General features: G+C 64.3%; 12 protein-coding genes. 4 read left to right on the forward strand and 8 right to left on the reverse strand.

The window, feature by feature from the left end; genetic code table 11:
- Nucleotides 1-188 precede the first annotated feature (188 nt).
- Nucleotides 189-584 carry an ATP-binding protein gene (locus BJ999_RS28935; RefSeq protein ID WP_179836191.1) on the reverse strand — a complete coding sequence of 132 codons (396 nt, stop codon included), beginning with the start codon at nt 582-584 and terminating at the stop codon, nt 189-191.
- Between the two features lie 136 nt (nt 585-720).
- On the opposite strand from BJ999_RS28935, the gene BJ999_RS28940 reads away from it, so the two are divergent.
- Together BJ999_RS28940 and BJ999_RS28945 are read left to right on the forward strand one after the other, a co-directional pair.
- Entirely contained in the window at nt 721-1,530 is an 810-nt protein-coding gene (locus BJ999_RS28940; protein ID WP_179836192.1) for a helix-turn-helix domain-containing protein, read from the forward strand.
- Nucleotides 1,521-1,709 (forward strand): DUF397 domain-containing protein, encoded by a 189-nt coding sequence (locus BJ999_RS28945; protein WP_179836193.1) that lies wholly within the window; start codon nt 1,521-1,523, stop codon nt 1,707-1,709. Before BJ999_RS28940 ends, BJ999_RS28945 begins: the two co-directional genes overlap by 10 nt.
- Before the next feature lie 735 nt (nt 1,710-2,444).
- Here BJ999_RS28945 and BJ999_RS28950 read toward each other — a convergent pair.
- A complete protein-coding gene (locus tag BJ999_RS28950) occupies nt 2,445-3,332 on the reverse strand; it encodes a hypothetical protein (protein WP_179836194.1) in 888 nt (295 codons plus the stop codon).
- On the reverse strand, nt 3,329-3,712 hold the full coding sequence (locus BJ999_RS28955; RefSeq protein WP_179836195.1) for a hypothetical protein: 384 nt from the start codon (nt 3,710-3,712) through the stop codon (nt 3,329-3,331). Before BJ999_RS28955 ends, BJ999_RS28950 begins: the two co-directional genes overlap by 4 nt.
- An 83-nt stretch (nt 3,713-3,795) precedes the next feature.
- On the opposite strand from BJ999_RS28955, the gene BJ999_RS43760 reads away from it, so the two are divergent.
- Nucleotides 3,796-6,969, forward strand: coding sequence for a CHAT domain-containing protein (locus tag BJ999_RS43760; RefSeq protein ID WP_179836196.1), 3,174 nt, complete (start codon nt 3,796-3,798; stop codon nt 6,967-6,969).
- A gap of 223 nt (nt 6,970-7,192) precedes the next feature.
- On the opposite strand, the gene BJ999_RS28965 is transcribed toward BJ999_RS43760, so the two are convergent.
- Nucleotides 7,193-10,834 (reverse strand): CHAT domain-containing protein, encoded by a 3,642-nt coding sequence (locus BJ999_RS28965; protein WP_179836197.1) that lies wholly within the window; start codon nt 10,832-10,834, stop codon nt 7,193-7,195.
- 385 nt (nt 10,835-11,219) lie between these two features.
- The gene (locus tag BJ999_RS28970; protein ID WP_179836198.1) at nt 11,220-15,572 is read right to left on the reverse strand and encodes an NACHT domain-containing protein; all 4,353 of its coding nucleotides are present in this window, start codon (nt 15,570-15,572) and stop codon (nt 11,220-11,222) included.
- A 283-nt stretch (nt 15,573-15,855) separates the two neighbouring features.
- Here BJ999_RS28970 and BJ999_RS28975 point away from each other — a divergent pair, with 283 nt between their 5' ends.
- The gene (locus BJ999_RS28975) at nt 15,856-17,085 is read left to right on the forward strand and encodes a hypothetical protein (protein WP_179836199.1); all 1,230 of its coding nucleotides are present in this window, start codon (nt 15,856-15,858) and stop codon (nt 17,083-17,085) included.
- 105 nt (nt 17,086-17,190) lie between these two features.
- Here the strand turns inward: BJ999_RS28975 and BJ999_RS28980 are convergent, their stop codons facing one another.
- Genes BJ999_RS28980 through BJ999_RS28990 form a run of 3 tightly spaced genes read right to left on the reverse strand, consistent with a single transcriptional unit; the run spans nt 17,191 to nt 22,044 of the window.
- On the reverse strand, nt 17,191-19,353 hold the full coding sequence (locus tag BJ999_RS28980) for a stress protein (protein ID WP_179836200.1): 2,163 nt from the start codon (nt 19,351-19,353) through the stop codon (nt 17,191-17,193).
- Nucleotides 19,346-21,439: a DEAD/DEAH box helicase family protein gene (locus BJ999_RS28985; RefSeq protein WP_179836201.1), complete on the reverse strand. Its 2,094-nt coding sequence runs from the start codon at nt 21,437-21,439 to the stop codon at nt 19,346-19,348. Before BJ999_RS28985 ends, BJ999_RS28980 begins: the two co-directional genes overlap by 8 nt.
- Complete coding sequence (locus BJ999_RS28990) at nt 21,436-22,044, reverse strand: hypothetical protein (protein WP_179836202.1); 609 nt, start codon at nt 22,042-22,044, stop codon at nt 21,436-21,438. The genes BJ999_RS28985 and BJ999_RS28990 overlap by 4 nt, the downstream gene beginning before the upstream one ends.
- Nucleotides 22,045-22,156 lie beyond the last annotated feature (112 nt).

Below are 22,156 nucleotides of genomic sequence, written 5' to 3' on the forward strand. Positions count from 1 at the left end.
TCCGGTCGGCGCGAGCCCACCGAGAGTGCCCACACCCCTGCCGGATCTCGGCTCGCAGATGGCCTCAGAACCACTGCGTCTTCCCGTCGGGGGTCACCAATGTGACTCGACTCAGATGCGTCACAGCCATCGGCGGGGCAAAGGTCAGGTAGCCGGGAGGCAGAGCGGAGACGCCCCTCCACGATCTTTCATGTGCGGTCGATGACCGCGAAGACGACCTTCCCGACGTTGTCGGCCAGGGCACGGATGCCCCAGCAGCGCGCGAACTGGTCGACAATGAACAGGCCACGGCCTGTCTCGCTGGACGTATCCGCCGCCAGCAGGTGCGGGAGGTCGCAACCGGCGTCCTGGACCTCCATCCACAGGGCGTCGTCCTCAGTGCGACTCAGCCGCAAGATCACCTCTTCGTCCGTCGCCGACGCCGCATGTTGCAGGGCATTGGTGACCAGCTCGGTCGCCACCAGGCACGGGACGAAGTCATCCATGCCCCACTGACCGGCAACCAGCCGCACGAACCGCCGGACCTCCGCGACCGCCTTGGGGTCCTGCTTCACCACCATTTCGTTCTCCGCTGCGCAGCCCATGGATCTCCTCACTGTGTGTGGTAGACAGCACACATTGAGCCACTATCTGGGCTACGTTCGTCTTGCCGTCCTCAAGTGGCGTTGAGCGGTAAGAAGCCGCATCAGGCAGTAAGTTGCCGAGAGGGGAAAAGCGATCATGGCGGCGGTACGACGGCAGCGCCCCAGGGAGTCAGCTGCGCTTATTGCCTTCGGCCGGCAGATGCGTCGGCTGCGGGAGTCCAAGGGCATCAAGCAGGAAACGATCGCTCATCTCACAAAGGTCAGCCCTGCGCAGGTGAGCCGTATCGAGGCGGGAAAGAAGCGCGCCACACGGCCCTTCGTAGAGATCGTGGACGACCACCTGGAGGCAGGCGGAGCGCTGATCGCTCTGTGGGAGGACCTGAACAAGGACGGTCACCCTGTGCCCGTTTGGTTCGACTGGCCACAGATAGAGGGCGATGCAGTGATGCTGGTCTGCTGGGAGCACGGAGTGATCCCAGGCCTGTTGCAGACCCCGGCATACATGTCGGTCCTACTGAAGGGCAACCAGGAGGCGATAGACCTCCGCCTGCGACGCCAGTCCATCCTCACCAGGGACGATGGAACTCCCCCTACGCTCTTTGTGCTGCTGCTCGACGGGCATGCCCTTTACCGGCAAGTCGGCTCCGCCGAGACAATGAAGGAGCAGCTGGAGCACCTGCTCACCATGGGCATGTTGCCGAACATCACGATCCAAGTAGTCTTGGCAAGCGGTGAGCACACCGGCAACTCAGGTGACTTCATGATTGCAACGATGGAGGACCGGAGCGAGGTTGCCTACGTCGAGACAGCCATCCGCGGTATCGCAACGGACAACCCAGCAGACCTGGCTACTCTGGCACGAACTCTGATCGAGCTTCGTGCACGAGCACTCACCGAAGACGCGTCGCGCGAAGTGATTAGGAAGGCGACAGAGAAATGGACCTGAGCAACGTTGCCTGGCGCCGGAGCAGCCGCAGCACTTCAAGCGGAGGCAACTGCGTCGAACTGGCAGACGCGGCCGATGCGCTGGTGGCGGTGCGAGACAGCAAAGACCCGGCCGGCCCCGTCCTCCTACTGACCCGCGCAGCCCTACGCAACGCCGTCCAGTCCGCCCCCAGGCACTGACCGCCCAGCACCAACCACCCCAGCTAGTCCAGTCCCCACAGGGCAACAGCCAGTGGCGAGCTCGCTCCCGGGACGGACCACCACCCGCCGCTCGCCCCCCTGACTCGCACCACCGGACCTCGGCCCCTGGCGGCTTGTCCTCCTTACCTACGAGAAGACGCGCCTGCCAACCTCTGACCTGCTAACCTCGCGCGATCCTGGACAGGTACTCGTTTTGGGGAACGAACTCGTGCCTCAGCCTCCAGCGAGGCGACAAACGTGGCGAGCCGTGAGGCCTCTTGTCTCGTGATGGCCAGTGACCAAGCCACCGTCCCTCGTTCGCAGACTCGCCCGGTTCAGCGCCCCCTCCCGCTCCCCCGGAACGTGTCGGCGGCTCCACTCCCCGCACGTCAGTTCGACGATGCGGCAAACATCCGCTCATGCCGATGAGCGGACGGCTCCCTATCCTCGTCGCTGCTGCTCGGGAGTACACCGTCACGGCGTGCCCGGCGGATCGCGGGGCTGAATTGTCGCCATGAATCGGGCTGTTGAGAGGCGGTCGCTGAACCGGTAGGAAGTTCCTGGGGCAGGCATTGCTGGCGCGCTCCAACACGGTCTTTATCCATGGTGTCAACGACGGTCGAATTCACGCGTCGCCGACACATGGTGAGTCACTGATCGCAGAAACACCCGACATCAGCGTCGCTCCGGTTGAGGCACTGCCTGCCGGCTGTGCGCGAACGATCTCTCTGGTGCTCAGTCCGCGAGTGCGGAGGTGGGATCCCAGCGGCTCTTCTGGACGAACCTGTTGATTCGCTTGCCCACATCAGGGTCGGTGTAGGTGTCGTGGGCCAGTTTGACGCTGTCAGCGAGTTCGTGGGCATGGAGGTCGACGACGGCCTCGATGAGTTCGGCGAGGTTCGTGGTCGCCGAACGGCTGCGGACTCGTGCTGTAACCAAGATCCCGAATCCGATCAGCAGCGAGGGCCACCACCACGCGCCGAGGAGCACATAGAGAATGCCCCAGGCCGTGATCCGTGTAGAGGCAGCGAAAGCATCGCCCGCTGAGGCCACTGCCTTGCGAGTGTCTTCGGGGACGATCAGCCACAGGCGGGCCCATGCCGAGTCGAGATCCAGCCCATAGACCGCCGCAATCCGCAACCGGGTAACACGCAGCCGGTCGCCGATCCAGGTCGGTCGATCGGCTTCCAGGAGGCAGATGCGGTTGGCCGCGGCGATCGCCTCGGCTAGTTCGGCCTCGCTAGTCGCATTGTCCGCCCTGTCCTTGGCCTTGCGTGAGCGGCTTCGGCGGCGCGCTGCCAGCCAGCGCGCGGGGCCACGCCGTCCGGGAAGCGTCCAGACCATCTCGACGACCGTCCCGAGTGCGCCGACGGCGAGCCCTACCACGATCGATCCGAGCAGCGCCACAACCATGATCAGTACGGTGCCCCCGACGGATCGAAACGACCGCGAGGACGACCAATTGGTGATGTGGTGGCTGAGTTCGCCCAGGTCCAAAGGATGCGCGTGCCCGAGTGTCATCGCTACCGTCACTGCCGCGAGGTAGAGCATGCCGGGCAGCGCCAGAAGTGACAGCCATCGTTCGGCCAGCTTCTTGCCGAGCTCGCTGAGGAACCCGTTCATCGCGTCAGTGGTCGCGGGACAAGCGCGGCCCCTGTAGCGCAGACGGGCGGGTCTTCGCCGGGCCGGACCCTGCCACGCCCGGCGCATAGTCCTGCAGGACACGACCACCACAGTGCTCCGGAGTCCGGTGAGGCACCGCTGAGCGGCTGGTAGGCGCGAGCTCTGCGCGGATAGAACTCGATCCCCTCGCTCTCGCGCACGGTCCGGTTGAGCAGGTCGAGATCGGCCTCGGTCGCAGCTTCCCCCTGCCCGGCGAGCACCGCGGCCTTCACCCGGTCGAAGATCTCACCTGCTCCGTTAGCCCTCGCGATTCCCTCGATCGCCGAGTCCTGAAGCTCCCGGCAGAACGCCGCGATCTTTTCTGCCATCGTCAGGTCCACTTCCGGTTCTCCTTGTGGCTCGGCCTGAAGGTTAGCGTCCTTTCTGTCCCAGCATCACCGAAACTCAGCTGGGTCGCGTTAGCGTGAAGTCCATCAGAGACCGTGCGGAAAGGAACAGGAAGATCGAGGTCTATAGGCGACTGTTCGTTCACGCCCCATCACTGGACGGCGTTCCCAGTGCGTTGCTGGCAGACCTGGCCGACGATCTCGCTTCTCTCTCAGCGATGCTCGTCGCGCGGGCGTTGGGGGCGAAGGCCGACCGCAACTCCCTGTTCATCGCCGTCCGCCTGGCCGGCCGGATCCTGGACCACACGGCGTTGGACCATCCCGGGCGTGCAGGTCGGATGAGCAATCTCGCAATAGGGCTGATGCGTCAGTCCTTGATGACGGGCAAACCCGCCGACCTGGACCTTGCCGTCGATCTGGCGCGGCAGGCCGCGGAAGCACCTGGGCCTGGCCGAGTCGACTATCTGAGTAACCTGGTGGAGGTTCTCGATCAACGGCGAAAGATGCTGAGCGCGCCTGACGGTCTGGAAGAAGCCATCGAACGTCGCAGGGAGTGCATCGACCTCCTCGGAGAGGACTCACGGCTACCCGCTCACCTGGGGAACTATGGCCTGGATCTGTTTCAGCGCTTCCTGCGGGACGGCACCGTCGGAGATCTCGACAGGGCAGTAGAGGCCAGCCGCCGAGCGTTGCGGCTCCTGCCGAACGACCACTCCGAGCGGAGCCGCCATCTCAACGCCCTGGGGCTGTTCCAGCGGCACCGCTTCGAGACCGTGGGCGAGATCGCCGACCTTCTCGAGTCCGTACGTCGCGCCGAGGAGTCCGTCTCATTGCCCTCGGCAGAGAGCAGTGAGAGGGGCGGTCAACTCGCCAACCTCAGCGTCTCCCTGCGGCTGAGGTACTCCCGACTGGGGTCCCCGGCCGATCTAGACCGCGCGATTCACACAGGGAGGGAGGCTCTCGAGGCCATGCCCTCGAACGATCCCGAACGGGTGGCGGCCCTCGCCGACCTGGGGGTCGCCCTACGGACGAGGTTCGAGCTGAGGGGCGGACGAGCCGACGTGGAGGCCGCCGTGCGGCTCGGCGAGCGCGCGCTCGCCGACACACCTTCCGACCATCCCTTCCGAGGCGCACGATTGGGTAATCTCGGCATCTCCCTGCAATTGCTTTTCGGCCGCACTGGAGACCTCGCCGACCTGGACAGGGCGATCGCCGCAGCGAGAGAGGCCCTTGCTCTCCGCGGAGACCGGCTCGACCGTAAGGCCACCCTCAATGACTTGGGCCTCGGGCTGCGATTGAGGTTCGAGCACTCCGGAGAGATCTCCGATCTTGACGCCTCCATCTCCAATCTGCGCGAGGCAATCGACGGCCAGGACGATGATCAACACCGTCCCATGCGGCTCAACAGCCTGTGCGGCTCCCTGCAGGCACGCTATGAAGTTACGGGCGACCCCGGCGACCTAGACGCAGCGGTGGCCATGGGAAGCACGGCGGTCGAGGCCACCCCCAGCGGTGACCGGGCCTGGACTGCCTACGCGGTCACTCTTTCCAGCGCCCTCAGAGCGCGATTCGAGCGAACCTCCGACTCTCGCGACCGCGACCTGGCACTGCGGTTGCTGGGTTCGGTAACGGACGCCCCGTTCGTGGCCCCTTCCATCCGCATCCCCGCGCTCAGGCTCGCTGCCGAGCTCGCCATGCCGGACCAGGTGGGACGCGCCGCAGCGCTGACGGAGGCGGCAGTGCTCCAGCTCCCCGATCTGGCCCTCCGGGAGCTCGACCGAGGCGATCGCCAGCACTTGATCCGCGGGGTCTCTGGGCTGGCTTCGTACGCGGCATCACTTGCCCTGAGCGATCCCGGCGTACGGGAGAAGGAACGGCCTGGGAGGGCGCTACGGCTCCTGGAGGCGGGTCGATCAGTCCTGCTGACACAAAGCCTCGCTATCCGCAACGACTACACCGACCTCCGTGATGCTCATCCCGGCCTCGCGGCGGAGCTCGCCTCGCTGCGGTCCGAACTCGACCGGTCGCCGACCGTCCGGGTTACGGCTGGCGTCTTTGACACTCGGCATGAGCAGTCCGACCGGCTCACGCGTTTGCTGGACCATATCCGCAACCTTCACGGATTCGAGACCTTCGGTCTGCCTCCCACAGAGAAGGAGTTGCGCTCCCAGGCCCGACAGGACGCCATCGTGACGTTCGCGATCAGCCCGCTCCGCAGCGACGCTCTCATCACCACGGAGCAGGCGATCACCAATGTCGCGCTTCCCCTACTGGAGCAGGAGCGACTGATCGGACAGATCAATGCCTTCCATCAGGCTCTCGCCATCCTCGGCGACGCCGAGGCATCGTTCGGAGAGAGGATCTCCGCGCAGCGTCGACTGTTGGAGATCCTCGCGTGGCTTTGGGATGCGGCGGCCGAGCCGGTCCTCGAGGCACTGGGCATCGAGGGGCCGCCCGAGGACGCGTGGCCTCGTCTGTGGTGGTCGCCCGGCGGCCTGCTCGGCCTGCTCCCATTGCATGCCGCTGGTCATCACTTCAGGAGCCCAGATCCCACACATCGTGCTGTGCTCGACCGGGTGGTCTCCTCCTACACCCCGACCATCAACGCCCTACGGTATGCACGAGGCCGATCGAGCCGCTCGCCTGGTGAGGACTGGACACTTCTCGTCGCGATGCCCGAAACCCCCGCGCAAGTCCCTCTCCCAATGGCCACACAGGAGGTGGAGACCTTGCGCGGCCTGCTACCCCGCCCCACGCTGGTGCAGGCCCGTCCAGTCACCGGGGCGGCCGTCCTGTCGGCACTGCCGGGCAGCACGATCGTCCATTTCGCCTGCCATGGCCGCAGCGATCCGGCGGACCCGTCCCAGAGCCGGCTCCTGCTCCATGACTGGAAAAGCGCACCGCTCACCGTCGCCGCTTTAGCCCCCGTCGACCATGATCGAGCGAGACTGGCCTATCTGTCCGCCTGCTCGACCGCGGTCACCCGTGACACCCAGTTGCTGGACGAATCGATCCACCTCGCCTCAGCCTTCCAACTGGCCGGATTCCCCCACGTCATTGCAACCCTCTGGACGATTCCCGATGATAGCGCCGTCGCCATCGCAGGTTCGTTCTACGAGAGGCTCTGTCAGTCCGGGCGGCCTGCCACCGAGGACAGTGCCCACGCACTCCACCAAACCATCAATGCCCTGCGTAGCGAGGAGCCTCTGGCTCTCACTCGCTGGGGAGCCCACGTGCATTTCGGCGCCTAAGATTGCGCAAGGTTCGATGGCCCTTCCGAATACCCTCATGCCGATGACGGGATGCTGTGTCACGGTGCCACCTCATCACGGGGCCACCTCCTGCGCACCAATAAAGGACCCAAGGGATCATCGACCGCAGCGTTGCTGTGGCGCTCGATCTACCTCTTTATGCGAGGCTACCCGCGATCGGGCCATGGCTGGATCCAGCACCACTGGGGCAGGGGCCAGGCGATCACGCCCCAGCGTGCAGGTAGGACGCCCAGAGGGATGGACTGGTGGGAAACCTGTCACGCAGTCTGAGGACCGCGCTATGCAAGGCTTGCGGAGACCTTGCCAGATCCAGAAACCCGTCATCGGTTCTGAGGTTCCCGTAGAAGTCCGCTGCAGCCCTAGCCGAAATCTCATCGTCAACCTCCCATAGAGTACCTATTACGTGGGAAAAGCCCGTGAGTTGGAAGGCCGAGGTGAGGTGAATGGCCTCGTCGAGGAGATTCGCGGAGTTTGAGTACGCCGTATTGCAGGCCGACAGGTAAGCCAGACCGGCTTGGTCAAGCCGTACTCCGTCGAGGCCAGCCACGGTAAATGGGTCGGTGCGGTGATCTTGCAGCAGCAGGCGGCTCTGCGACGGGTCGATAGGATCCACCACACCGTGGCAGGCAAAATGGGCGATCGCGCAGCCTTCGAGATAGCCAAGGACATTTGACTTCGTCGCCGACTGCATTCCGACGATACCTCCATTTCCGACAAGGAGCACCGAATCAGGCAGTAGGGACTGAATACTTCGAGTTTCGGCAAGGACGTGAGTGAGCCGTCCCTGGATCCCCGGAGTCGTGGGCATGGCCACGACAAGGGCCTTGCCGGATTGCCGCATGCCGCGTTCTTTGTCGCGGGCATGGCCAAGGGCTCGGATGGTCGGCGTGTAAGAGGAGATCACTCGGTCCATGACCGTGCGGCGGCCCATTCCGGTGTGTGGAACCTCGCGATGGTGGCCGGCAGCGTGCAGGGGTAGCAGACCGAGCAATCCCCCAGTGACCCACCAGATTCTCGGATTGGCAATGTCTGGCAGATCCACGGCGTCTAGCACAGGACCTGCAGCTACGTCCCACAACCAGCTGAGCATCTCGAGCAGCCGTGACTGAGCGGCTTGCCGCTCCCGCAGGCTGGCATCAACTTTGGTCACCGTGTCGAGCGCGCTGTAGAAGCCAGCGACCTCATTGACCAGAGCAGCCTCGGTAAGATCAGGTAGTTCTTTATGAGAGATCTTACCATTCGCAAGAATGAGCGCGTCACAGCGATAGGCCGTTATGTTGAAGCAGGCTATGGGGCCGACGCTCGCCTCGCAAATAAGGTCTTCATTAGACGGCGGGAGTCCGAATGCCGCAAACTCTTCGTTGGCTCGTATCCGCTCGAAGGTTCGTCTCAACTCTTCAGCCAGGCGATGCCGCCCAGGAATTTCCGCAGCACCGAGGCGTCCCTGCTCCGATTCCTGGTCCAACTCAAGGAGATCCCGGAGTTCCTCGAATCGAGTTGCAAGATCCGGATGCTTGGCCCGAAGCTCCGAAAGATCGGTCCGGATGTCCAACGCGCGGTTCAACATGAACGCGCGGCCTGCCTCCAGTAGCTGTAGTGCTCGCCACGCCCTGGCCTCCTCGTCGAGGACCTCTGTGTCCGAGAGAGCGAGTGCCGCTGCATCCCCGGCCAACCCGGCCAGCTCCGCCAGAGCACGTTGCTGGTCGCTCCGCCCTAGCCGACGTGGCGCCGCTCCCGGGAGAAGCCGGACTGCCGTTTCCAGAAAGCGTGCTGCTCTTCCAGTGTTCGAGTCTATATCAAGCCTCGCGGCCGCCCTTGCCGCCACGATCCGAGTTGAAGGACGAGCCACAGCCATCTCGGCGGCTGAGCTAAAAGCAGAGTGAGCTTCATCCGCGTCGCTTTGAATTCCGTTCCTTTTGAGGCGGGTTAGGAGCATATTACCTAGGTTCAGTAGATAATTCGCTCGCTGTGGGTAGTCAGGAGGGGCCGCTTTGGTTGCGTCACGACTGGCTTTGATAGCGACTTCAAGATCAGCTAGGTCATCGGTTCGGTCGTACCGGATAGCCAGAATCGCGCCGAAGGAAGAAAGATATCGGCCCGTATACGGGTCCCCGGACGCGAATGCAGCGACCACCGCCTTGCCAGCGGACTCGACTGCGGCATTCAGGTCCGCGACGTCATCGGCCTGGGTGAATCGAGCAGCCAAGAGTCCTGCGAGGTTGGAATTCAAGCGTGGGCTCAATGGATGATCATCTGACACCGCACGCACCGCTGCTCTTGCGTGCTCGATAGCACGATTGATATCAGCAGCCGTTCCGGTTTCATCAAAACGGACCTTGATGGTGGCCGACAAATTAGACAGTGCTATCAACTGCTCGGGGGGATGGCTTGGAATGATTTCGACAGCACGCTCGCCAAGCAGGACTGCCTCGTTCAAGTCGGCGAGTCGGCCAGTGCGTTCATATCGGGTCCAAAGCCAGAGTCCTGCGTTCGAGAGGCGGCTTCCGAGGTCAGGGTGATCGTCCGGCGTAGCCTGCAGCGCTTGATTGCCGACCTCGACCGCTTCATCCAGGACTGCCAGGTCAGCCTGCCGTTCAAATTGAGTCCAAAGGGCGACGGCGAGATTGTTTAGGCAGATTGAGATATTGGCGTGGTCGGGTGGTATAAGCATGAGTGCCTCCCGGCTGACCTCGACGGCTTCGTCGATGTCTGCAGGGAAGCCTGTTCGCCCAGCATGCGCGATCAGGGATGTTCCGAGAGCCGCAAGGCGGACGGGCTTGGCGGCGTGTCCATCTGGGGTCGTCTGCACGGCACGTCTGCCGACCTCTATGGCCTCACTGAGGTCGTCTGCAAAGCCCGTTCGATCGAATCGGGTGCTAAGCGTGACGCCATAGTTGCTAAGAAAGGTCGCGGAGTCTGGATGGCCTATCGGAGTGAGTTCGATGGACTCGCGGCCAACTTTGACCGCCTTCTCCAGGTCGTCCATATCGTCGGTGCGTTGGAACCGTTCACGCAGCGCGACCCCCAGATTCGTGAGAATGCCCGCGCGCTCATGCTGTCCTGGAGGAAACCATGCCACTGCCCGCCAAAGATTCTTGATCACCTCATCTAGCAGGGCTGATTCGCCGGTGCGCCCAAACAAACTCAATTGGGCTGCTGCAAGGTTCGCAAGATTACCGCCGAGGAGCTGACCTTGCTCGCTCGTGGCGTCCACGGATCGTTTTCCCGCATCGATCGCACTGGTCAAGTCCGCCAGTCGACCGGTGTATTCATACTTGGATCTCAGTGCAACTGACAGGTTGGAAAGCACAGCTGGGAGATCTAGGTCAGATGCCGGAAGCAGGGAGACAGCAGACTTAAGGGCGCTGATTGCCGCATCTAGATCGGATAGTTTTGCTCCGTACTGTGACCTGATCTGCAACGCCATCGCGAGGTTCGACAGCATCGGCCCACGTTCGCGGTCTTGATCTGGGAGTGCCCCCACGGCCCTCCGCAGCAGCTCTATGGCGGCGGAGAGTTGCTCGTACACTGGTTGGCCAGAAGCCGGCCGGATCCACATGATCGCCACTCTAGATGAAAGAGTCGCAATGGCTGGAAGGAGTTCTGCAGGCAGGAGATCGTCTTCAACTCCTGCGACGAAGCATGGGTTGAACATCTCTATCGCGGTCTCGAGTTCCTTCTGCCTCTCCTGCGCCGAGTCCAGTTCACCGTGGCGGTACCAGAAGAACCAGCCAAGCGTGAGCCAGCAGGTGACCTCGCCCCCATCCCCTTCGAGGAGTTCCATAACCTGACGGGCCTCAGCAAGGGCCTCGGACTCAAGAAGTAGATCGACGCTATCTGCCATCGAAGCTCGCCGCATGCGCGCAGCCAGAACGGCGAGCGGGCCTTCCCACGCCTTCAATTTGTAGTCCTTCGCCGTCAGAGGTCCAGGGAGCACAGCTCGTGAGTCGAGCGTAACAAACCACCATTGAGATGGGAGCGGCATATGGGAAAAACGCGGAGGTGAGGACACTCGGTGCCATGGACTGCGCCCATGGAGATCTTTCGAGGCCAATATCGAGGTCAAGATCTTGAGCTTAGGGAACATCCCCCGCATGCCACTGATCGTGCAGCTGGTCGGTCGGCCTTTTCAAGTCACTGGGGCATTGATGATCCGGTCCGTGCCGCTTGTACGTCCCGTAGGTCTGATCGGCAGATGGCAACCGGTCAACGCTCTAGACCGATGGAGGCTAGGAAGGCTGTCTGGTTTCGGTGGTTTCGGTCCCTGCCCGGGACGAGGGCGCCGGCCTCGGGATGTCGATTATCAACGCCGTGACTTCGATATCGCCGGACTGCGAGGCGGCCTGCGCCGCGCTCGTCAGGGATCGCACGGTCTGCTCCCGGTCACGGGCTGCCGCCGTCCTGCGCCGCGGGTCGGCTAGGTCGTTCCAGTGTTCGGTGGCGAACCAGGCGCAAACGTAGATGCCACGGGTCGCGCCCGTGGCGGGCAGGTAATCACTGACGAGCTGTTCCTGCAGGTCGGTGAACAGATGAGTGTTCCAGCAGCCCTTCACTTCGATCGGGCAGCTGGGCAGTCGACGGCCGGCGGCGGCTTCGGTAGCGGTGGGCAGCACATCCACCGACAGGCCGTGGCCCTTGCTTGTGGTCTGTTTGACAAGCACCTCGCGGTTCACGACCAGGTGTTCGCCGAACTCCTGCGCGAGGTGGTCTCCCAATGCGGCGGACACGTCGGGTTCGTATTTCGGGTTCCACACTTTGGTGGCGTCTGCCGCGGTCGGCGGGGGGCGAGTCTCGTTCCAAAGTGTCTGTCCGATGTCGTGCATGCGGGTGGCGAATCGGTTGAGGGAGGTAAGCACGGCTCGGTACAGCGCATCGTCGTCGTTGACCAAGGTGCCTTGCGCATTGGCCAGCAGCGCAGTCAGTTCCGCAACCTTGACGCCGCGCCAGCTTTCCTCGTGGTCGCGTGCTTCGGCGTGCGCCAATGCCGCTTGGAGGCGGTAGTCGCCGGGGCGGCTGGCGACAAGCTCGGCCAACGCCGCTAGCGCATCGGGTGTGGCTCTTGTCTGCAACTCTGCGACTATGCCGTTGCGCCAGTCCCGGACGTGCTGATCGTCAGAGGCGAAGCCGTCGGTGAGAGTGTCGGTTTGGCTGCTCCAACGCGCGTCGACCCACCGCCACAGTTCGGTCAGTTGCAGATCTGTCAGTTGCGGCAGGACGACCTCGTCGCCGCGCTGACGGGCGAGGGCGACAACGAGGGCAACTCCAAAGTCCTCGTTGCTCTGCATGCTGGCGATAACGTCGTCCCAGTCGAGCAGGCCTGTGGCGAGCAGTGCTTCAGTGGCCAGGACCCGCACCTCAATGGAGGTGGAGCCATCGGCCAAGTCACGCACCCACACCCGTGTCTGCTCGCGGCGCGGCAGGAGGAAGCGCGCGAGGTGGGCAGCGATGTCGCAGGAAGTGGACAGGCTGCTCCGCAGATCGTTCTCCGGCGGGCGCGGCTGGTGTGGGTCATCGACAAGGTCGGTGGGTTTGTTCAAATCGGCGACGACACGAGTCACAGTGTCGGCAACGTTGTGCAGCAGCGCGTCGAGCCGGTCACCCATAGTGTCGTCGTAGCCGGGCGCGATGTCGTCCAGGGAGCCCAAAAGCCGCCCGGCCTGCGCCATCGCCTCAACGTAGCGCAGTGCATACTGTCGGTAGGCATCGGGTGCGCGCTGCTGTGCTTTGCCTTTCAAGATGGCGTGAATCGTAGGGTCGCCGAAGCCGTCGAGCCACAGAATCGTCGGTGTCCATCGCTGCCACACCTGCTGCGGCAGTGCCTCCAAGCGGGCGTTGCCGTCGTCTCGACGGGCGAGGTAGGCAAGGGCAACGTATCCGACGAAGGCGCTGAACGGCAGGGATCCGGGCTCGTCCAGCCAGGCATCGCCGACGGCGTCGTCGCTGTACAGGTACCGCTCAGCGGAGGACAGCAGCACGGCTTCGTCGACGGGAATCAGTGGGTAGCTGGGCCAGGAGAGCAGGTCGTCGTCGACGGTGAGGCCACCGGTTTTGGAATCGACTCGGAGCTGAGCGCAGAGCGTGAGGAATCCCTCGGGCTCGCCCTGCGCGCAGCCAGCCCAAGCCGCATCAAGCGCCGACTTGTGCGCGGCTGCGCCCTTCCAGGTGCCGTCCCGTTGCAGAGACCACTCATGCTCCTGGCGCATCCTGTCGGCCGCTGGGCTGTCGATCTCGACCGCGTCGAACCAGGGCCCGACGGAGTCGTCGAAGATCGGCTCTCCCTGGTGAGCCCAGACGAGTTCCTGCTGATCAAGGTCGGTGCGGTCGAAGACGAACTGGATAAGTCGTACTGCATGCATGGCCCATTCTGTGCCGCCGAGGGACAGTAGCCACGCAAGGTCCGCATCTGTCACCAGTCCACGCGTCCGGCTGCCGCGCAGTCCGACTACGACGAGCCCGGCCTGTTCCGGGGGGATGTGCCGTAGCGTCGCGAGTACCACTGAACGCCGCAAGGAGTTCTCCGCATCGGAAGCGTCCTCGAAGCGGTCGGGTGCGGCGACGTCCTGATGGTGCTGGACGGCGGTGGCGAGCAGCCATCCGACTTCGTTCACCGTGATGTGCAACTGCGTGCTGTCGAGGGCGCGGGACAGCAGCGTGGTCATGACACGGGCTCCGCGTCGCGTTCCAGTGAGCAGCGGGTCCAGTGCGGCTGGCGTTGCGCCGCTGGGCGGGTTCTCCTCGTCAACCCACTCGTCTGCCGAATCGCTGCTGACGGTGTCGACGGTTGGCGTGACCGCCCTGACGAGGTCGGTAAGAGTCTGGTCGTCGACATCATCGAGAAACCGGCCTAGAAAGAGCGCGTACGAGCCGATGAAGTCATCCGCCTGCGGGTGGGTGAGAGCAGCGGCGAGCTCGGCGGCGGTGAGATTAGCTGGCCAATTCGCCTCCAGCGCGAGGCCGCGCAACTGGTCCTGCGGGTCATGGTCGGGGTACGCGATGACCTCATCGAGGACCGCGCGTAGGGTCCTCGATGCCGTAGTGGCGTCCAGGTCGATTAGCGCGTGCGCCACCGACGATCGCAGGTAGGAGTTGGTGGTGTTGCTGAGCAGCAACTCGACCATGTCAGGAACCGATGCGTGCCCACCGGCGCGTCTGGCGATCTCCACGGCGACCCAGGCACGCCGGGACACCGGATGACCCAGGTGCGGACCGGCGTCCTGGGCCAACGGCGCGCGCAGCGCCGGGCGCAGTTGTTCGGCCAGTCCAGGGTGTGCCAGCCGCCAACGCCGTCGGTCGGTCCGCAGTTCCGGGTCGGGCGCGTCCAGCAGGTAGTCCACCAGAGCGCGCCGGACGGCAGCGACGTTCACCAACCCGGCGTGCGTCACGATGGTGTGCGGGTCGACATCGACGAGCCAGCCGTTGCGGTCAGGAGCGAGTGCGACCAACCAGGCGGCGGTCTCGCGGAGCCGGGATGGCACTCGCGTGCTGCCGAGGCTGTTGGTGCGGGTGAGCAGGGCGCGGAGTTGGTGTTCAGGAACGACATGCGTCGTGAGGTACCGTGCGGTCAGGTAAGCCGCGATGCTGGCGTGCACGACCACAAATCGGCCGGGCCCGCGGCTGGTAAACAGAGCGGTGGTGAGTGTGGCGTCGACGAGTTCGGCGGTGACCGTGAGTTCGCCGCCCTCGATGCGCTCGGTGCCGGCGGCAAGCTCGCCAGCCAGCAACTCGTCGGCGGCGATGGGCACGGTCCGTGCAATCGTGCTTCGGCCGCACAGCATCCCGTAAGCGGCGAGCTTCGCGGCGACCGCGAGCCGTTGCGGCCCGCTGCCCGCCGGCTTCTTGGTGGCTTCCCGGTCAGGGTCGGGGTCCTCGACGAGCCGCAACAGTCCCTGCTCGTACAGCTCCGCCGCGGAGTCAGGCAGGTGTCCAGCCTGCTGATAGGTGATCAACAGCAGGTCCAGAGTTAGGGGAAGCACGGCCAGTGGTACCGCCCCGGCGTCCACCACCGCATCGAGGAAGGCGTCACCATCGACGCCGCGGGTGGCGGCCAGGGCCGCAACGTCGGTACGTCTAAGCGGGAGCAACTCGACGACTTCGAAACTGGGCAGCAACACCCGCAGCCGGGCGCCAAGTGCCTCCGGCCAGTCTGCGGTCCGACATCCGAGCAAGATCCGTAGCGAGCGGTGACGCTGCAGCTCGGACTCCAAGTGGTGGATGAGGCTCTTGCTCGGGATCGGGCACTCGTCCATGCCGTCGAGGACGAGAGTCAGACGGTCCGCAGCGCCGCCCTTGGCTACCGCGGAGTCCACTTGGGAGAGCCGATGCTGTAGATCCCAGACGTCAGCGACGGTATCCAGGCCTATGTGGATGACCTCGTCGTCGCCGACAGTCAGCTCCTGCAATGCCCGAGACTTGCCGATACCCGGCTCGCCGAGAACGGCCAACGAGCTGGTAGGAGCGATGGCGGCAAGCTCCTGCTGCCCCTCCGCGACAGCGTTGAACCGAAAGCCATCATCATCGACGCTGTATTCGCCGCCGAGCGGCACGACGTCGCGGCCTACCACGATCGGGAACAGCACCGACAAGTCCTATCCCTTCTTGGTCGGGACGCCATGAGCGGGCCGCGCGGGAGGAACTGCGTATCGGTCGTGGGCGAGCACTTCCCGAGTCTTGCGGAACCTGGGTGACGATCCGGAGCGAACACTACACGGAGGTTCCGACAGCTGAGGTGGTGACAACGGCGAACTGGAAAGTGGGGCCGGCCGTTCGGCCACTTGTCGAGAACGCGCCTTGAGCCCGTCCGGATAGGCTGTCGAGAGCATGCAATTCGTTTGAAGAGCCAGTCGCGAGCGCGGGAGCATAACCGGTGTGACCGGGAGCGAACTGACGTGGCAGGACCTCGATCGCCTGATCAGCAGCAACGGGCTGACGGATCAAGGTGTGGAGACAACGCGCTGGGCCCTGATGAGGTTGCGGATGCTGCTCGGAGATTCATGGCTCGCCCGGCAGTACCGCAAACAGGGCTGGGTTCCCGGTGAACTGCTCTTCGCAGGCACCCATGTGTACGGGCTACCGCACGCGCTGTGGTTCATCCTTCGCCTCGATCGCGCGGTCACTGAGCCCACCTTTACCAAGATCAGAGCCGAGCTTCGACGTGGCGCCGACCCCTCCATGTGGCGACACACTCTGCTCCAACTGGAGGTCGCGCGTGCCGCCCAAGATCGGGGAAGCATCGCAACATTCGAGCCGGCAATCCCCGGCTCGAGCAGGCACGGAGATCTGCTTATCGACGGGGACACCGACCGGCCATGGATGGTGGAGACGACAACCGTTCCCCGTGCCGCCGTCGATCGGGACTGGCAGTCCTACGAGGACGGTCTCATGGCCGCGATCCGTCAGATCGAACTACGTCACAACGTGACCTGCACCGTCGGTCTTGACGGTCACATGGTGAAGGACGATACGCAGGCGTGGCTGGACGCCGTCGAGGCTGCCGCGGAGTCGACGACCGGATCGGTCGGCGCGAATCCGGTTCCTAGCGAGATCGGTGTCGTGACCGTCCACACGGGTGCGGTCCCGGTGGGGACGGTTCGGTTCACAGGCGCGGTGCAGCAGCGCGACGGCTGGCGTCGCCTCGGCAGGACGTTGTCCGCCAAGGCTGCCCAGGTCCGCGGCCCGTGGCCGGCCTGGATCCGCGTCGACTGCCTAGACGGGTTGTTCCAGTTCACCGATTGGGCGAAGTTGGAACCGCAGGAGCGCCTCGCGGAGATCGCCGCAGCGATTCGTGAATTGGTGCAGTGGCCGGAGAACGCCGAGGGAGTCGTCCTCTCGACAGGTCCGGCTGTCGGCCTCGGGGCAACCGATCCAACCGCCGAAACAGCCACCACTCACACCTCGGACGGATCCTTTGTCCGCCGCCTGCTCGCGCCACATCTCTGCCGGGAGACCCTCGTGATCCCGCTACGTAACCACGACAATGAGCGCACCGGCTGGTGGGAACACGCATACGCAGGTGAGCCGGGGTGGCTTGACCAAGACCTTGTGGCCGCTGGTCAGCCGCGCCTGCAGGACTTGCGGAAGGGGCCGAGTACCCCCTAACGCAGAGTGCCACCACGTCATTCCGACTGCTCGTCTCTCCCCTCCGGTGAATTGACCCTTGAGCGGCAACGAACGGCATCGGCATATCGCGTCAGAACTGCCCTGTCATGGGCCGCCTGCGGCGGTGATGGCGCGCTGGTAGAGGGGCCAGCCGCGTTCCAGGCCGTCTGCCCAATCCCACTCGTATCGGCCCGCACCGAACTCGGTGTGCTTGGGCGGGCGGCCGAGCGCTTCGACGATCTGAACGTATCGGGTGCTGGCGGTGGCGAGCCTTGATCTCTGTCGGTAGCGGTCAGCGGTGGGAAAGTCGGTGATCCGCAGGTGCTCTTCATAGGGGCGCCCGCCGAGCTCGGCGTAGACGGTGTCGATGAATCGGCGCGTGTCGCGGGGCAGGAGACTGACTCGGGAGGCTGTGTCCGGAGCCTTCTCACCGATAGCGGTGTACAGGGCTGCCAGGTCGCCGTTGAACCAGTGGCCAGCTGTCCCGGCGGCGAATTTAGCGAACTGGCGAAAGGTCGGGGCTTTGCCGGTCGCGGCAAAGCGACGATGGAGCTCGCGGGCGACAGCCGTGAGTTCCTGTGTCCAGCGTTCTTGCAGGTAGGAGTCTAGGTAGCGGTCGCTCCAGCCGCGGCGGTGCCGGGTGATGATGTCGCGCAGGATCTCGAATCCGGCACGGCGTTGGCCGCCGCCAGTGAATTTGATCGCGATGGCGCCGTCGGGCATCTGCAGGTGTTCCTCATGGTGAACCAGTTCTTCGGGGGGGCCCAGTAGGTCCTCGGCTTGCTCCAACTCCTCGAACAAGCTCGGATGTATTGGCGTTCCTAGTGCCGCCAGCTCGGTAAGGGTGCGCTCGTAATAGCCGCGAAGGCCGTTCAAGGGCGTGCGCGAGTAGGGTCCTGCGCATACGAACCAGGCGGTGAGCCCGACGCCGTGCCAGAAGGTGACCGCCGGGCCGAGAGTCTCGGCCATTGCCATGTGCGGGTAGGGCTCCGTGGTGATCGCCTGCGGCCAGCGCGGCAACGTCGTCCCGCTCCACAGCTCCTCCACTTCGCCCACGAGGTCAGTGGGCAGGTACTGGTCATAGAGTCGCGGAGTGGGTCCGGGAAGGTAGCCGATGATGTGAGGGGCGTCCTCGACCAGCCCCCACAGGCCAGGCGTCCCGGTGCGTTGGCTGGCGTGGGCTGCGTCGAAGTGCCGCCACCACGATCGCAGAGCTGCCACGCGTCGTTCGACGGGTGATGTCGTAGTGTCCTGTCCGAGGAAGGCCGCCAGCATGGCGTTGGCGTCGTCAATCTCGATGCCGTGTTCGGCGGCGGCGTTGCCAGCCTTGGCAGCGCCGCCTACAAAGAACGTGGGCTTGGGCAGCGCAGCCATAAGTTCTTCATTGGGGTTGGGCGGCAGTTCCAGGTAGTTCAGGAACTCTAGCCAACTGCCTGCAAAGTAGGCCGATAGGACGGGCTCCATCGGTTTGGTCAGCACGTGGCGAGCAAGCGGGGTCCCGCGTCTGGCCTTCTGTACGGTCTTGTCGATGAGGGCGCGGATCCGGTCGGCGCGGAAAGCGCGAACGATCGACAGCAAGTCATGGTCGACAATGGTGTCCAGCAGGGCGATGCGGGCCCGGGCATGCCCAGCCCGGTCCAGGCCGCTCCAGCCGCCACGATAGGCGAAAGCCCATAGCACCGAACCGGCGTTTATACCCAGCCGTTGGTAGGAGTGAATGATCTCTAGCCAGACGGTGCGGTGTTCCTCTGGTGTGCGCACCGAGGCGGTGGCCCGCTCTGTGATTGGCCGCAGTAGCTGGTCGAACAGGGGGACAAGTAGCGTCCAAGTGAGCATTGCGTCAGGAGAGGACGCCAGCCGCACTCGGGCGCTGTCGTCGGCGGCGAGCGTCAGTGCGTGCGCCGGCTGGTTTCGCAGATGCGCACTCAAGTTCACTGTCCACGACTTGAGAGGAACTACTTCCGGTAGGAACCAAGCTCCGTTGGCTTGTTGCGCGGACAGCGTCATATTCTTTTGCAAGGCGGCCCGCCTAACCGAATCGATAGGGGCGGCCGTGACCAACGCGTAGCGCTTGGGGTCAGCATCATCCTCGACCAGGTTAATGACGCGTTGGCCAGCTAAAGCGGCCTCTAACAGCCGTGCGGCGCAGTGGTCCATGTCATCGAAGCGTTCACGGCGGCCGCGTTCACTCTCCGAATACAGAAACGGATATGGCGGAAGCCCCGCGAGGCGTGCGGCTCGGTGTATGGCTTGATCATGGTCAGCCATGCATGCTCCGAATGACGGCGACAAACTGCGCAAATGGTTTGGGGTCGGGGTTCTTCTCGGCGTACGCGGCGTATCTCTGGGCGAAGACGTCGAGTTCACGTTCTTGCCGACGTGCCTCGATCCGGTCGGCGTCGTGCAGGAACTGCTGATGCAAGTCGCCCTGTTCCCACAAGACCACGGCCGAGGTCCCAATGGCCGCTGAGCTTCCTGGGGTGGAGCCTGTCAACGGTGCCGTTGCCGCTGTCATTGTGACGGTGGCATCGGTGGCTGGCGCGTCCCCGAACTCATCGTCCTGAGCGGGATGGGGGTCCATGTCGTTCTCCGCGCGCAGCGTCTCCAGGTGGGTGTCGAGTCCCAGTTCACCGTGGTAGACGACGTCCAGACGTTGCTCGTGTGTGCGGTCGGCCAGGGCAGGGTGCTGGATGATGCGGATCCCGCGGCCGATGAACTGATAGAACTCGCCGAAGCTGCCGTAAGGCCGCATCGGCACCACGATCGTGATGGGCGGCAGGTCGTAGCCCTGGCCGAGCATCCGAAGCTGCACGATAGCCTCCAGATTCCCTGACTCCGCCTCGAATCGGGTCCGGGTTGCGGAGATCTCGGTTTCGCTCATCGAGTGGTGCAGTGGCGCACAGGCGATGCCGTATTCGTTGGCGATGCGGGAAATCTGTTCGGCGTGCTGCTGCCCTAGTGCGGCGAACAGTATCCGGGGTCGGACCGGTGCCAGTGTCTTGGCCTGGCCGCTCAGGCAGGCACGAACGTTGCGCATGATCTTGCGGATGGGTTCTTCGGAGGTCGCAGTGATGCGAGCCAGCTTGCGCTCGTCCCGCATGATTTCCAGCAGCGCGCCCTTGCCGACGATCTGCTCGCGCCGTCCGTTAGGCCAGCGGATCTCATAAGCAGTCTCCTCGACGCGCGGGCTGAACCGATGTGCGTTTAGTTGCTTGGCGTGGCCGTCAGCAATTGAGTCAATGAGTCGGTAGCGGTAGCGGTAGACCACGTCCGCAGTGATGCGCTTGCCGTCTGCCCGGCTGAAACAGGCCGACATCAGCAGGCGGCGCGCCCGAGGGAAGCGCGCGAACAACTGCCTGTAAGAGTCGGCCGCCGCGATGTGTGCCTCGTCGATCACGATGAAGTCGATGTCTTCGGGCGAGACCTTACTTAGCAGCCCCGCCCCCTGGTCACTACCGGCGAGCGAGTGGTAGTTGGTGACGATCATGTCGGCGTCCAGCAACTCTTCGGCCTGCACCGTCTGGATGGGGCCGCCGCTGCTGTCGAGGACCAGCGCGCGCGGCGGCCGGCATCCCGGGATCAGCGGCCCGCCCGGCAGGGTGTACAAGGTGTTGCCTGCCCGCTTGTGGTCCAAGGCAGCGGCAAAGGTGCCTCGGATGACGCGGCCCGGCGTTACGATGAGGGCGCGCCGCCGGGTGAAGGCTAGAGCGGCTGCTACTCCCAGCGTGGTCTTGCCGGCTCCGACCGACATCACGCAGGCCGCGTCGATCTCGCCGCGGCGGTAATAGTCGGCCAGGGCGCCCAAGGCTTCGCGCTGACACTCCCGCAGCGGTCGGAGCGCCAGGTGCTGACGGGCGATGTCGTAGAAACCCAGCGCGGTACGTGGCACAGCCACCGGGGGCGGCGTGGCCAGTCCCAGTGGATTGGCGATCATGTCGTCGGGAACGGGGACGATGGGGTCGACGATCACATAGGCCGCGAGGACCGGGTCTTTGCGTAGCACCGCCTGCAGTTGGCCGACACAATGCGCAGTTTCATCGCGGATTGCGCCATAGGAGAACCGGAGGACTGTATATCCACGAGCGACCAGGTCATTCTGGCGGACCCGGTCGTAGACGAAGGCCTGCCTGTCGCTGTGATGAGTGAACCCGTCGAGTTCTATCGCCACTCGCAGCCGCGCACCGACGATGAGGTAGTCCAGTCGGTAGGTGTGCTCTGGCACAGGCACCGGGTGCTGCGGGAGGATGTGCGCTGCGATCGCCTCCCTGACCGCTGGCGCCAGCACCCAACGAACGAAGGCGTTCTCCAGGAACGATTGGCCAGGAACTGTGTCGATCAGGCGCCCTGAGGTCATGCCAGCTCCTCATCCAGCGAGGCGACCTTGGCCTCCAAATCCTCGCTCCAGCACTCTTCGCCAAATCTGCGGGCGCGCCGACTCACCGCCAGCGCCTCACGCAAGGCCCCCTCCCGCTCCAGAAGGCCGATGAGGAATCCCAGGGTCGAAATGTGCACGAAACCGTGGGCAGGATCGTTCTCATCCAGCACGACCGCCTCGGGGGCGGCCTCGATCAAGAGTAGATCCAAGTGACAGAACTGTTCGAGAGCCGCCAACCCGTGCGTATAACGCTGCCGGTTCTTCCACAACTCGGTGGCGGTCCCCTGCAGGAGAAAGTGATAGTCCGAGGGGGTCCCGGGCAATTCCAGCCCCTCCCAGGTCATCCGGACCAGTTCCAGCTCGTCTCGCGGTGCAGCGGCTCCAAAAGCAAGGCGGTGAACCGGAGAACTGGACGAGCTGCCACCCTCGGGAGAGGGCCACGAGAGATAGCCGCCGTCAGCACGCGGGCGGGTCCGCGCTCCGGGCAACCGGGTACGGTCGACGTTCGGGCTCCCCTGAAACCTAATACCCGGAATGTCCGCCATGCGCGGATACCAGACCGACTTGCGTCCACCAATCGCCACTCTGGCATCCTAAGGTTACTGACCACATGACAAGGCCTACTTTGCATCGAGCCGCCGCGATGGCCGACGAAGCTCACCTCCTTCTCTAGCGAAACGATCATGCACTCCTCTC

This window comes from Actinomadura citrea (assembly GCF_013409045.1).
Lineage (GTDB): Bacteria > Actinomycetota > Actinomycetes > Streptosporangiales > Streptosporangiaceae > Spirillospora > Spirillospora citrea.